This is a genomic window from Marinobacter daepoensis DSM 16072 (genome assembly GCF_000421165.1).
GTDB lineage: Bacteria > Pseudomonadota > Gammaproteobacteria > Pseudomonadales > Oleiphilaceae > Marinobacter > Marinobacter daepoensis.
Window position 1 is genome coordinate 343,530 of record NZ_ATWI01000009.1, and the last position, 12,605, is coordinate 356,134.

Annotated in this window: 9 protein-coding genes and 1 pseudogene; 7 read left to right on the plus strand and 3 right to left on the minus strand. The window is 53.9% G+C overall.

Annotated elements, in window-relative coordinates; all coding sequences use genetic code 11:
- Positions 1–14: 14 nt before the first annotated feature.
- On the minus strand, positions 15–938 hold the full coding sequence (locus K325_RS0107045; RefSeq protein ID WP_211218142.1) for a LysR substrate-binding domain-containing protein: 924 nt from the start codon (positions 936–938) through the stop codon (positions 15–17).
- 226 nt (positions 939–1,164) lie between these two features.
- Here K325_RS0107045 and betT point away from each other — a divergent pair, with 226 nt between their 5' ends.
- The 7 genes from betT to K325_RS0107085 all read left to right on the plus strand — a co-directional run bounded on the left by betT (position 1,165) and on the right by K325_RS0107085 (position 11,120).
- Positions 1,165–3,177, plus strand: coding sequence for a choline BCCT transporter BetT (gene betT / locus K325_RS0107055; protein ID WP_029653568.1), 2,013 nt, complete (start codon positions 1,165–1,167; stop codon positions 3,175–3,177).
- A 392-nt stretch (positions 3,178–3,569) separates the two neighbouring features.
- Entirely contained in the window at positions 3,570–5,672 is a 2,103-nt protein-coding gene (locus tag K325_RS0107060) for an acetate--CoA ligase family protein (protein WP_051146588.1), read from the plus strand.
- Complete coding sequence (locus tag K325_RS0107065; protein WP_029653570.1) at positions 5,669–6,451, plus strand: enoyl-CoA hydratase-related protein; 783 nt, start codon at positions 5,669–5,671, stop codon at positions 6,449–6,451. The genes K325_RS0107060 and K325_RS0107065 overlap by 4 nt, the downstream gene beginning before the upstream one ends.
- Positions 6,452–6,490: 39 nt before the next feature.
- On the plus strand, positions 6,491–7,273 hold the full coding sequence (locus K325_RS0107070; RefSeq protein ID WP_029653571.1) for an enoyl-CoA hydratase-related protein: 783 nt from the start codon (positions 6,491–6,493) through the stop codon (positions 7,271–7,273).
- A 24-nt stretch (positions 7,274–7,297) separates the two neighbouring features.
- Complete coding sequence (locus tag K325_RS0107075; protein ID WP_029653572.1) at positions 7,298–8,458, plus strand: acyl-CoA dehydrogenase family protein; 1,161 nt, start codon at positions 7,298–7,300, stop codon at positions 8,456–8,458.
- 60 nt (positions 8,459–8,518) lie between these two features.
- Positions 8,519–10,150, plus strand: coding sequence for a BCCT family transporter (locus tag K325_RS0107080; protein ID WP_036193175.1), 1,632 nt, complete (start codon positions 8,519–8,521; stop codon positions 10,148–10,150).
- Positions 10,143–11,120, plus strand: coding sequence for an NAD(P)H-dependent flavin oxidoreductase (locus tag K325_RS0107085; protein WP_029653574.1), 978 nt, complete (start codon positions 10,143–10,145; stop codon positions 11,118–11,120). Before K325_RS0107080 ends, K325_RS0107085 begins: the two co-directional genes overlap by 8 nt.
- Before the next feature lie 54 nt (positions 11,121–11,174).
- Here the strand turns inward: K325_RS0107085 and K325_RS0107090 are convergent, their stop codons facing one another.
- Positions 11,175–12,152: a GlxA family transcriptional regulator gene (locus K325_RS0107090; protein ID WP_029653575.1), complete on the minus strand. Its 978-nt coding sequence runs from the start codon at positions 12,150–12,152 to the stop codon at positions 11,175–11,177.
- A 239-nt stretch (positions 12,153–12,391) separates the two neighbouring features.
- A pseudogene (locus K325_RS0107095) lies at positions 12,392–12,595 on the minus strand (integrase core domain-containing protein); the annotation flags it as partial.
- Between the last annotated feature and the right edge of the window lie 10 nt (positions 12,596–12,605).

Sequence of the window (12,605 nt, forward strand, 5' to 3'; positions counted from 1 at the left end):
CAGCGGTGGCCCATTTACTCCCCAGAAGCCACACCGTCCTGCCATGTGGTGGTATCCAGCTCGCTTCGGGCTTTCACGTGTGCTTTCAACTGCTGCGCCAGCTGTTCTGCTGCCTCAGTGAGGGTACCTGGCCGGCGATGCAGGGTAATCTCGGTCTTGGGTAATTCTGGCAGGCCATCTTCCACGCCCAGGAGCCGGAGGTCAGGCCCCGCCATGGAGGGGGTCAGGACGGTCACAGCAAGCCCCGCGCGCACGGCGGCCGATAATCCCGAGAGACTGGCACTGGCGTAGGCAATGCGCCAGGCAATACCGGCAGCCTCCAGCGCCGCAATGGCCCGGTCGCGGAACACACAAACCCCCTGCCGGGACACCGCAAGGGGTAACGGCGACCGGCTCTGGGGCCGATAGCCACTGCTGCACGCCCAGACCATAGACTCCCGGCACAGCAGTTCCCCGCCAGGACTGCTGGGCTGGCGGGTTACCACGGCCAGATCAAGGGCGCCAGACTGAACTTCCTGAATCAGGTCGACACTCAGCCCACACCGCACTTCCAGCTCTACCCCCGGGTAACGCTCTTCAAACTCCGCCAGCGCTTTCGGCAGATACACCAGATAGTCGTCGGGTATTCCCAATCGGACTACCCCATGAAGTCGCTGCTGCCAGACATCCTGCCAGGCGAGGGTATTTTGCCTGAGCATGTGCCGGGCGTGAGCAAGAAGCCGCTCGCCCGCCTGGGTTGGGTGGGCTGCCACCTGCCCGCGCTGCAGGAGCTGGCATCCCAGGGTTTCCTCCAGCCGCCGGATGTGGGCGCTCACCGTAGATTGAGCAAGATGCAACTGGTTTGCCGCAGCCGTAAACCCTTCCTGCTCCACCACACTGACAAACGTTTTCAGCAGTACCAGGTCCAGCAGGCGCACAGGGTTATCCCGGGTCATCATGATATCCGATCACTCCATCACAAGACTTCGTTTCCATGATGGCGAACTCTTTGAGAGGATGCACGTCTTTCAGGCGCTTCCCTGACCAGCGGGCCATGGCAATCATGCCGGGCGTGCACGGTTCAACTTTCTGTTTTTTTGGCAACCCCCGTCCCCGACGGGCAGAGCTCCCTGCCCGGCCCGCTCCCGCGCCACCTAACAACCCTACCATGAGGACAAAATACCTATGGCTAGACATGGTCATCGACCGGTCTCTGGCATCAATGCTCCGGTTTTTTACCCCTCAGCAGCTCTTATTCTGCTGTTCGTGCTCTTCACCATCGCCGCACCCGACACCGCCGGTCGTTTGTTCGGCTCTGCCCAGAGCTGGATCATCGACACCTTCGGCTGGTTCTACCTTCTATCGATGGGCATCTATCTGGCACTGGCCCTGATACTGGCCCTCAGCCGATATGGTCAGGTGAAACTCGGGCCTGACCACAGCGAGCCCGACTTCAGCTATCTATCCTGGTTTGCAATGTTGTTCTCTGCGGGGATGGGCATCGGGTTAGTGTTCTACGGCGTGGCAGAGCCCGTCTTCCATTTTGCCGGCCCTCCCCTGGGCGAAGCCGGCACCCCGGAAGCCGCCCGGGAAGCCATGAAAACCACCTTCTTCCACTGGGGTATTCATGCCTGGGGCGTGTATGCAATCGTGGCACTGGCCCTGGCCTACTTCAGCTTCCGCCACAATCTTCCGTTACGCATCAGTTCTGCGTTGTATCCACTGATCGGCAAACGCATTCACGGCCCGATTGGCAACGCGGTCGACGTGTTTGCGGTGTTTGGCACCATGTTCGGTATCGCAACATCTCTTGGACTGGGCGTTATGCAGATCAATGCTGGCCTGAACTACCTGTTCGACATCCCCTCCAGCACAGCAATTCAGTTGCTTCTGATTGCAGTGGTAACGGGCATCGCGACGCTGTCAGTTGCCATGGGGCTGGACGGCGGTATTCGACGGGTCTCGGAATGGAATATCCGCCTGGCAGTTATCCTGCTGGCGTTCGTCATTATCACGGGCCCGACCCTGTTCATCTTCCAGACCCTCGCCCAGAACATCGGCACCTACCTTTCATCCGCCGTTGAAATGACGTTCAATACCTACGCCTATGCGGGCAATGAAAACACGCAATCGTTTATGGGCAGTTGGACATTGTTCTACTGGGCCTGGTTTATTGCCTGGTCTCCGTTCGTAGGCATGTTCGTGGCGCGGGTTTCCCGGGGGCGCACCATTCGCGAGTTTGTGCTGGGTGTGATTTTCGTGCCTGTCGGGGTCACCTGCGTCTGGCTGACGGTTTTTGGCGACACCGCGTTGCACGGCATCCTGACGGGAACCATGCCCGATCTGGTTGACCAGGTGTTCGCCGACAGCTCCACATCCCTGTTCCACTTTCTCGACGCCCTGCCCTGGGCCAGCGTGACGTCGGTGCTGGCAACGCTGCTGGTGATCACCTTTTTTGTCACCTCGTCGGATTCCGGTTCGTTGGTTATTGATACGCTGACCTCAAAAGACAATGGCGAGGCCCCGGTGTGGCAGCGCATCTTCTGGGCTGTCATCCAGGGACTGGTGGCCGGCGCCCTGATTCTGGCCGGCGGGAGCAATGCCCTATCGGCGCTGCAAGCGGCCTCTCTGGCCTCGGCGCTGCCCTTTGCCCCCATTCTGATTCTGGTTGGTTTTGGCCTGTTCCGTTCATTGCGCATTGAAGCCTGCAAACGGGATAGCCTTCAACACGCCACGAATACCCCGGGCAACGTTTCCCGTATTGGTTCCGGCAGCAACTACCGCTGGCAACAGAGGCTCAAGGTGCTGGTGTCGTCCCCCCGCCGCCAGCAGGTGCTGGATTATCTGGATGAAACCGTTCAGCCGGCCATGCAGGAGGTGGCACTGGAGTTCGAGAAGCAGGGTCTGGATGTGCGCATTACCCGAGAGGAAGACCGCTGTTACCTGAGGGTGAGCCACGGCGACGAAGCCGATTTCATCTACGGTGTGCGAGCCAGGGCCTACGCCATGCCCTCATTCACCATTGGCGCGGTGCCTCAGGATGCGGAATCCGACCGAAACGCCCATTACCGCGCCGAAGTGTTCCTGCGCGAGGGCGGACAGCAGTACAGCATTGTCGGGTATCTGAAAGGCCAGGTGATCGGCGACATTCTCGACCAGTACGAGAAGCACCTTCATTTCCTTCACCTCGTTCGTTAAATGGACTGAGATAACCGCCCCGGGGATTCGGGGCGGTTATGCCGACGCGACTATGGGTCGCTAGAAAATCGTCTTGCCGCACCGAAATATCGAATGACATTGGGTTTGCCAGGTATTTTCGGTCTGGATTGTATTGAATGATGCTCGTCCCTGGTTCAAAGCAGTGTCCCCGAAAATACACACAAGCCTTCCTACCTCAATGAAAGAAAATCAGCCATGTCGTTTTATGGTCATTTTCTGTCGCTTTTTAGAAATTGGTCGTCTCACCTTATGGGTAACACTAAGCCTGTGCCGGGTAGATAGCTAAAGGCGCAATCGAACCCCAGAACCTTCTACCCAAGTAATCACGAAAGACATCAAAAACAAAAACCAATCCGGAGTGGCTAACCCTCATGTTGTCTGCACGTTTCTTAAACCCAAAATCCATCGCTGTGTTTGGTGGACGCGAAGCTAGAAAAGTTATTGAACAGTGCGAAGCCGTTGGATTCACTGGAGAAATCTGGCCGGTTCACCCTAAACATTCTGAAATTTCCGGGCGGAAAACATACCGTTCGGTTGCCGACCTACCTGCTAGCCCAGATGCAGCTTATATTGCGGTTAATCGTAATTTGAGCATCCAGATTGTTGGAGAGCTAGCCGCTCGGGAAGCAGGTGGTGTGGTGTGCTACGCAACAGGATTCTCTGAGTCTGGTGACGACGGTAAGGAACTCGAGCAGCAACTTTTGACGGCAGCCGGAAACATGCCGCTGCTCGGACCTAACTGTTATGGGTTCCTGAACTACATCCAGGGAGCCATGATGTGGCCGGACCAACAAGGCGGTCGAAAAGTGGATCGGGGCGTCGCACTCATTACCATGTCAAGCAACATCGCCTTCAATCTCACTATGCAGCGGCGCGGTCTGCCAATCTCCTATCTTGTGTCTCTGGGTAACCGCCTCAAGTTTGACCTCCAAGACGCGATCACAACCTTTGCCCAGCGAGACGAGGTCACGGCAATTGGGCTATACGTCGAGGGCATTACAAATCCGCGAGCATTCCAGGAAGCCGCTGAAGTCGCACGTCAGTTTGGTAAGCCAATTGTCGCCCTGAAGTCCGGCCACTCCGAAGTGGCCAGCAAGGTTGTAATGTCACACACCGCAGCTCTCAGTGGTTCCGACGAACTGATTAATGCCTTGTTCGAACGCTCAGGCGTGGCCAGAGTTAATTCTTTGGAGACCCTGATTGAAGCCTTGAAACTGCTGCACATACACGGCCCTCTTCGCGGCGCCCGCATTGGTGCAATGAGCACTTCCGGCGGGGACATGACAATCCTGGCCGATGCTATTAGTGAAACGGCGTTAACTCTGGCGCCCCTATCCGACAGCGGTGAAATATCGCTGAAACAAGTCGTTCACGAACGCATGACGGTTGGCAACCCTCTGGATTACCAGTTGTTCGATTGGGGTAACCAAGAACGGCTGCAGGCCACCTACGAAGCGTTTCTGAACGATGGCTTCGATCTGACCATTAGCATGCTCGACCTTCCTCGCGAAGATCGTTGCGACGCGTCAGACTGGCAAAGTGCTGAGCTCGCTTTCATTGAAGCCAGCAAAAACTCTCAATACCCAACTGCCGTCATGTCAACAGTTTCAGACAATCTACCCGAAGCACTGGCACTTCGGTTAATTGACAGAGAGATCGCACCCTTAAACGGTATTCAAGCTGCTGTTCCGGCCATCGAGGCGGTAGCCCGCATCGGCCGCCTCTGGGCGCGTACTGCGCCAACAGAGCTGATATTGCCGAGCGTAAAAACATGTTTTTCAGGCGAGAGGATTGTTGATGAAGCGAGCGCAAAAAAAGCGCTCGCCAAACACGGCTTGGCAATCCCTCCCTCCCGCATTGTTAATACCGAAGAGGAAGGCATCGCAGCTGCTGAAGCACTTGGGTATCCAGTGGTTATTAAAGCACTGGGCATCGCTCACAAAACCGATGTTGGCGGCGTTCGCCTCAACTTAACCAAGCCACAATCTGTAGCCAAAGCAGTGTCCGAAATGAAGCTGTTATCTCGGGATGTTCTTGTCGAGAAGATGGTAACTGGCGCTGTCACCGAGTTGATCATCGGAGTCAACCGCGACGAGCAGTTCGGGTTGCATCTTGTGGTTGGTGCCGGAGGGGTCATGGTAGAGCTGCTCAAGGACAGTCACCCGCTTTTATTGCCGACCAGCCGATCTGAGATTGAGGCTGCCCTTCGATCACTTAAGACCTCTAGCTTGCTGTTTGGTTTTCGCGGGCGGGAAGAGGCTGATCTTGAAGCTGTCATTGATGCCGTTATGGCGATCGCTGCCTACGCCCAGGAACATGCGTCTTCGCTGATCGAATTAGACGTCAATCCATTAATGGTTCTACCTAGAGGCCAAGGTGTGGTAGCTGCCGATGCCTTGATTCGCCTGGCACCCGAACTCCCTCACGCAGAACAAGGCGTTCATGAGATCGCCGATCAGGAGCCAGCGTCATGAACAACTACCTGGAACTGGAGCGTCGTGGGGCGGTGCTCGAAATAACGCTGAACCGTCCTAAAGCAAACACCATAGATATCCCGCTGAGCCAAGAGCTGAGCCGGGTATTTTCTGAGTTTCGGGATGACTCTGAGCTTCGTGTTGCCATTCTGACGGGAGCGGGAAATCGCTTTTATTCTGCAGGATGGGACCTTAATGCTGTTGCTGATGGCGAAGAATACATCGGCGAATTTGGCGAGGGGGGATTCGCCGGATTCCCCGAGCTGAAGTCTCTCAACAAGCCGGTGATATGCGCGGTTAACGGAATGGCTGTAGGCGCAGGCTTTGAAATGCTAACCCGCGCTGACTTTGTCGTTGCTGCCGACCACGCCGAGTTCTTGTTGCCCGAAGTAGGTATCGGAATTGCTCCGGACATCGGCACCTTCATGCTGCCCAAATTGTTAACCCGCCAGCGCGCTATGGAGGCCCTGATGACTCGACGGCGCTTTTCAGCCCAACAGATGGCGAACTGGGGCCTGGTAAATCAAGTGGTGCCCGGGACAGAGCTTATGACGGCTGCCCGGGCTCTGGCTGAGAGTTTGCTGACCTCCGCCCCACTGTCATTGGCAGCTATCAAAGAGACCGTTGAGGAAACTGAAACCACCACCTTTTCTGACTGTTACCGACGTTTGCGGAGCCATCCCTGGCCAGCATTCAAGGCCATGCTCGAGAGCGATGACGCAGTAGAAGGTGCCAGAGCATTTGGTGAACGGCGCCCTCCCCGATGGGCTCACAAATAAACAACCAAGATCCACCCAGAACAATAAAGGAAGAGCGTAATGTCTGAGTATTTACACGCTGTACGTAATGGCGAAATTTTCGAAATCACTTTAGATAAGCCAAAAGGCAATGCCGTGAGCGCGGCTCTAAGCCGAGAGATGGGAAACCTGTTTGCCGAATTTCGAGACGATCCCTCCCTACGAGTCGCGATACTGACGGGTGCGGGCGAGAAGTTCTTTTGCGGTGGCTGGGACCTGAATTCAGTAGCTGACGGTGAGGAGTATACCGGAGACTTCGGTGAAGGTGGCTTTGGCGGATTTATCGAAATGCCAAAACTCTACAAACCTGTAATTTGTGCTGTTAACGGCTATGCGATCGGTGCGGGCTTCGAAATGCTGCTGCGCTCCGACTTTGTGGTCGCTGCTGAGAACGCACAGTTCTGGCTTCCGGAATCCCAGCTTGGCGTTGCGCCCGATGTAGCAACCTTCCTGCTACCGAAACTCCTGCCACGTCAAAAGGCCATGGAAATTTTAATGACTGGCCGTCGATACACAGGACAAGAGTTGGCCGCCCTAGGGTTGGTAAACAGCGTTGTACCAGCAGGGCAAGCAATGGCTGCAGCACGTGATCTTGCAGAGGAGCTCATCAAAGCCGCTCCGCTATCGCTGGCCGCCATAAAAGAAGCTGCTGAACTGACCGAGGGGCTTACATTCAGTGAAAGTTATGCCGCCCTCCGCTCGAAAGAGTGGCCGGCGTTTATGGCCATGCTTGAAAGCAGTGATGCGAAGGAAGGCGCCAAAGCCTTTCTTGAGGGGCGCTCACCTGAGTGGACTGGACAATAACAATATTCTAACCGGAGAAACGTTATGCATTTTCAACTGACAGAAGAACAGAACATGCTCGTGCAGACGGTATCTACGTTTGTGGAAAAAGAGCTGCTCCCTCATGAGAACGAAGTTGAAGAACGTGGATTTGTAAGCCCCGAACTGGCAGCAACCATCCAATCCAAAGCGATTGATGCGGGCCTTTACGCCTTTAACTTGCCTGAATCTGTTGGTGGCCTCGGAATTGATCATGTAAGCCAAGCGCTCATTGAGCGGGAGCTTTCCAAAGTTTCCTGGGCACTTCAAGTAAACGTAGCTCGTCCAAGCAATATTCTGATGGCGTGTCGTGACGACCAAATCAATGACTACCTCATGCCATGCGTACGCGGCGAAAAGTCGGATTGCTTTGCGCTTACAGAGCCCGGAGCCGGTTCGGACGCTGCCGGCATCACCACCCGAGCACGGGAAGACGGCGATGAATACATTATTAACGGTAGCAAGCACTTTATAAGTCACGCCGGTGAGGCTGACTTCGCCATTGTATTTGCGGTCACAGGGGTTGACGACACCTCATCACGCCCTCGCAACCAGGTGACAGCGTTCCTTGTCGATAAAGGCATCGCCGGATTTGAGTGCCGTCGTGGCCCAATCTGCGTCAGCAACCGTGGCTACGAGCAATATGAGCTCTTCTTTGATGATTGTCGTGTACACAAGTCCAAGGTTCTGGGTGAAGTGGGCAAAGGCTGGGAAGTCGCCAACACATGGTTGACAGCGGGGCGCGTCATGGTGGCTGCAAACTGTGTAGGACAAGCGCAACGTGCAATGGATATGGCCGTTCAGTGGGCCGCAGATCGCAAGCAGTTCGGCAAATCCATAGGCAGAAATCAGGGCGTCTCGTTCAAGCTTGCGGATATGGCAACAGAAATTCGCGCTGCAGAACTGTTAACGCTTCATGCCGCCTGGAAGATGGACCAAGGTACGATGACCGATTCAGATGCGGGTATAGCAAAATTGTTCGCTAGCGAAATGCTGGGGCGAGTCACAGACGAAGCCGTGCAAATCTTCGGCGGTATGGGGTTAATGAATGAAACACCAGTAGAAAGGTTGTGGCGAAACGCACGCATTGAACGGATTTGGGAAGGCACCTCTGAGATTCAGCGCCATATCATCTCCAAAGACCTTCTAAGGAATCAGGCACAGTAAATAATCTTGCCCCAAAAGATCTTCCAACAATAAAACAGATCAAAACAAAGGCATTGAACAATGAACAACAATATTGCTGGGGCTGCCCGCCCCAAAGATGCTCCGATAGATAAGCACATCTTCTGGCCTTCTTGCCTGATCGTTTCGGCGGTTATCCTCGGGATGATTGTCTTTGAAGATCAGGCGTTAGCAGGTATCAAGGTGGCATTTGATTTTGTCACCAACCAATTCGGCTTTGCCTATATCTGGGCTGGCGCGTTCTTTTTTGGGGCGGTGTTGTGGTTATCGCTAGGGCGCTATAGTCAAGTGCGCCTTGGCGGACCCGAGGCTCGCCCCGAATTCTCGCGGCTTAGCTGGATCACCATGTTTTTCTGCTCAGGCATTGGGACTTCGCTGATTTTTTGGTCTTCAATTGAGTGGACTTATTACTTCACAGCACCTCCTTTTGGCCTGGAGCCCCGAAGTGATCTTGCTGCAGACTATGCTGCAATGTACGGCATGTTCCATTGGGGACCGCTGGCTTGGGCATTTTATTGTTTAACCGCCTTTCCTATTGGATACGCGTTCTACAATCGGAAGAAACCCCAGCTACGACTCAGCACCGCGTGTGCAGGCCTTCTTGGCGACAAGAATACCAATGGCCTCATTGGAAAGATCATCGACATCCTGATGGTGTTCGGTCTGGTTGGAGGTATCGGCACCGTACTGGCATCGGGTACACCCATGCTCGCAGAGGCCGTTAGCCGCCAATTGAATATTGAGCACACGTTCACTGTCGACATCGCGGTAGTCCTTGTCTGGGTTGCCATCTTCGTCACATCCGTAGTGCTCGGCCTTAAAAAAGGCATCCAACGTCTGAGCCGACTCAATATGTATGCGCTAACCATCCTGTGCCTCATCATTTTTATTGGTGGCCCCACCTTCTTTATGTTGAACAGCTTTACCAACAGTCTCGGCCTGATGGTCACCGAATTTGCCCATATGGCGTTCTATACAGACCCAGTTGCGAACAGCATGTTCCCGCAGTGGTGGACGATTTTTTACTGGGCCTGGTGGGTCGCGATGGGGCCATATATGGGCATTTTCATTGCGCGGATCTCTCGTGGCCGCACTTTCCGAGACATTGGGCTAACCGTTTTGTCGGCAGGCAGCGCTGGGTGCATGTTGTTTTTCGTACTCTTCGGCAGCACCTCTATGAACGCTGAATTAACGGGTGCCTTCCCGGTACTGGAAACAATTGCCAACGAAAGCCCTTCGGCTGCCATTTTGGGCACGCTAGAGCAGCTTCCGTTTTATGACGTCATCCTAATCCTGTTTATCGTAGTCGGGTTCGTCTACTCAGGTACTACGGTCGACTCATCAGCGTATGTCCTGGCCTCCGTGACTTCCTATAACCTTCGTGAAGGCGTTGAACCGAATGTTGCCAACCGTTTCTTCTGGGCGATTGCATTAGGGGGTGCCGGGCTGGTTCTTATGAACGCCGGTGGCCTTGAGCCCCTTAAAACGGCAAGCCTCGTTGTTGGAGTGCCGCTTCTTTTAGTGATGTGTATGTCCTTCTTCTCACTTTTGAAATGGTTGCAGGCAGACTACCCCATGCTTAATCCAGGTATCGAAACAAAAATGACGCGCAAGCAGCATGTCAATACCGAAGCCAATCGTAACTCAGCAGTAGGAGCAGAGAGCTATGTTTAAGACTCGAATAACCGAACTCTTCGGTATTGAGCACCCAGTTATTCAGGGCGGAATGCAGCGGGTATCAACAGCAGAGTTGGTTGCAGCTGTGGCGAATGCAGGCGGACTCGGATTTCTGAGCGCCCTCACTCAGCCAACCCCTGCTGCTCTGGCTGAGGAAATTGCTCGAACTCAGGCGATGACGAACAAGCCTTTCGGGGTAAACCTGACGATCTTGCCAAGCATTACGCCTCCACCATACGAAGAGTATGCTCAGGTCATCATTGATTCTGGCGTGAAGATCGTCGAAACCGCAGGGCGTAGCCCCAAACCGTTTATGGCGGCGTTTAAGGAAGCCGGTATAAAGGTGGCACACAAGTGCACGTCTGTACGCCATGCGCTGAAAGCACAGGAAGTCGGCTGCGATGCTGTCATTATTGATGGGTTTGAGGCTGCGGGTCACCCTGGGGAAGATGACATTCCTTCTCTTGTACTACTGCCACGTACCATTGATGCTTTGGACATCCCGGTAATAGCCTGTGGTGGGTTCAGTGATGGACGGGGTCTTGCAGCAGCCCTGGCTATGGGCGCGGAAGCCGTCAGCATGGGCACCCGGTTTCTAGGAACTGCCGAAGCTCCTGTGCATCAAAACCTAAAAGACAAACTTATTGAAGGCAGCGAGTTAGACACTCAGCTGATTTTCCGCAAGTTCCGTAACACGGCCAGAGTCTATCGGAACTCAATCGCAGAAGAGGTTATTAGCATTGAGCAAAAGAACGAGTCTGAGTTTTCGGATATAGCGGAACTAGTGTCCGGTAAGCGCGGTGCAAAAGTGCTGGAAACCGGCGACATGGAACACGGCATTTGGTGGGCAGGTATGTCACAAGGCCTGATTTATGACATCCCAACGGTGGATGTCTTAGTAAAACGAATCGTTTCAGATGCTACCAACCTTATTCAGGGACGTCTGGCTGAACTGATCAAGGATTAACGCCAGTCAAGATCGCATATGCCTTAACCTTTGCCCCCCTTCCGGGGGCTTTTTTCACGGTTGAGGAGACGCAGCACGCTCTCTGTGAGACTTACGATCATTCGACGGAGTACAGCTATGTACCGAACGGTAATTTCGTGTTAGCGCTGCGGAGGAACTAAATCCACAACGAACAGCTATCTGGGTTATCCCAAGGCTGGTCTCGCGTAACAAACGCTGCGCTGCTGCAATCCGCAATTCAATGTAGTGCCGAGCTGGTGTTGTCTCCAGTATTTCATGAAACTCCCGCTCTAGCTGACGCTGTGATATTCCTACCCTGGAAGCCAAATTCGAGATCGCTATTGGCTGCTCGATATTGGACTCCATAATCCTCACGGCTTTCGCCAATCGCGGAGCTCGCACACTGAGCCAGGTCGACGCATACTCCCTTTGCTTCTTGCTGCCCGGTTGCTCAATATCGAAAATAAGATACTCAGCGACGGCAAGGGCCAATTGCTCGCCGTGATGCTGACGCATCAACTCCAATATAAGGTCCATAGAGGTACTGGCCCCACCGGTCGTAATCCTGTCTCTATCAATTACATAACGGTCGGCACACACTTTGATTTCAGGGAAGCGCTCATGAAATACCTCTAGCTCTGCCCAATGAATCGTTGCCCGGTAACCACTCAGCAAGCCTGCTTTAGCAAGCGCAAAAGCGCCAGCATCCAGCCCCGCAATTTGAGCAGCATAAGGCTTTAGCTTGCGGAGACTCTTAACCAAATCCGCCGTAACATAGGACTCATAATTATAGCTGGCAAGCACAAAGAGCACGTCCAGCGGTGCTGCACTGGGAATATCAGCAATACTTTTACTAACAGGAAAAGTCAGTCCACTCGTACTTGATACAGCTTGACCGTCAACCGAGAATAAATGCCATTTGGCAACTGGCCGATCCGACAAATCATTTGCGGCTCGAATCGGCTCAATCAGGTTTGAAAAACAAAGATTGCTGAACTCTGGCAACAAAAGGATGCCATAATTTTTGATCATCGCTCATCAGCCCTATTCTTCATTCATAATCTAATCTGCGCGCTTCAACCGATTTTGCAATATGTCCCCAAGTCTCGGCCTGCCCAGACTCAAAATGACGCTTAGTCAAAAGCACTTCAGTCGCTCGCCGCTCACCAATTAAACGTGGCAGACGGCATGAATGCCCACTATCAGGTGTCACGCAACATCGGCTTAGCCCAAAGACTGCGCCACACCTTGCACAGCGACTAATGTAGTGGTCAACTAATCCCGGACAGTATTTTAAGGTTTTCCTCAGCCGCAACGGGCGAAATGCCGTCGTTGAATGCGTGAGGTCGCTGCCGGTTGTAGTAGTCCATCAGATAGCCACCAACATCTTTTCTGGCCTCAGGCAGATTTCGATATCCCAGGGCCGGTATCCATTCAGACTTCAGACTCCGGAACAGCCTCTCCATCGGTGCGTTGACGCTCCTA

Excerpts from the sequence above, each read along its gene's own strand:
- K325_RS0107085 (WP_029653574.1), top strand. The coding sequence starts at position 10,143 with ATGTTTAAGACTCGAATAACCGAACTCTTCGGTATTGAGCACCCAGTT.
- K325_RS0107045 (WP_211218142.1), bottom strand. The coding sequence starts at position 938 with ATGATGACCCGGGATAACCCTGTGCGCCTGCTGGACCTGGTACTGCTG.
- K325_RS0107060 (WP_051146588.1), top strand. The coding sequence starts at position 3,570 with ATGTTGTCTGCACGTTTCTTAAACCCAAAATCCATCGCTGTGTTTGGT.
- betT (WP_029653568.1), top strand. The coding sequence starts at position 1,165 with ATGGCTAGACATGGTCATCGACCGGTCTCTGGCATCAATGCTCCGGTT.
- K325_RS0107080 (WP_036193175.1), top strand. The coding sequence starts at position 8,519 with ATGAACAACAATATTGCTGGGGCTGCCCGCCCCAAAGATGCTCCGATA.
- K325_RS0107075 (WP_029653572.1), top strand. The coding sequence starts at position 7,298 with ATGCATTTTCAACTGACAGAAGAACAGAACATGCTCGTGCAGACGGTA.
- K325_RS0107065 (WP_029653570.1), top strand. The coding sequence starts at position 5,669 with ATGAACAACTACCTGGAACTGGAGCGTCGTGGGGCGGTGCTCGAAATA.
- K325_RS0107090 (WP_029653575.1), bottom strand. The coding sequence starts at position 12,152 with ATGATCAAAAATTATGGCATCCTTTTGTTGCCAGAGTTCAGCAATCTT.
- K325_RS0107070 (WP_029653571.1), top strand. The coding sequence starts at position 6,491 with ATGTCTGAGTATTTACACGCTGTACGTAATGGCGAAATTTTCGAAATC.